Below are 409 nucleotides of genomic sequence, written 5' to 3'. Positions count from 1 at the left end.
CAAGAACTTTATTCCTGCTTCTCCACCCACGACTTCCTCGTTTAATTTTGTTCTAAGAGAACTTATAACTTTATCGGTTGAATCAATCCCTACATCAGCTCTTATTAATAGAGTCTCTAAATCATCAAGAGATTCAGGAGTAAGAGGATCATCTCCCAATTTATCTAATAGTTCAGTGACAAATCCTTTTCGGGTTTCTTCTAATCCTCTCCGTAATTTAGTTAACCAATCAATTTCGTCAATCGATATTTGATTTATTTTTTTCCCTTGAGCAGCTAATACCATTGCAGACCAAGTAAAGTTATCGTCAAATTCTCCTAATTCAGATTCGTTAATATTATTAGACTGTTCAGCAATATTTTCTTTATTGGGAATATCAATCAATTCTTGCTTTTGATCTTCCTGCTTC

At 33.7% G+C, this 409-nt stretch carries 1 protein-coding gene; it reads right to left on the bottom strand.

What is annotated here, in order from left to right; genetic code table 11:
- Positions 1–409: signal recognition particle receptor subunit alpha (locus tag AMO19_RS00515; protein ID WP_179850454.1), on the bottom strand; the 409-nt coding region annotated here is incomplete at both ends.

Origin of the sequence: Prochlorococcus marinus (assembly GCF_001180245.1) — a bacterium.
In the GTDB taxonomy this organism is placed as follows: domain Bacteria; phylum Cyanobacteriota; class Cyanobacteriia; order PCC-6307; family Cyanobiaceae; genus Prochlorococcus_A; species Prochlorococcus_A marinus_F.
This window is presented reverse-complemented; position numbering and strand designations above follow the sequence as displayed.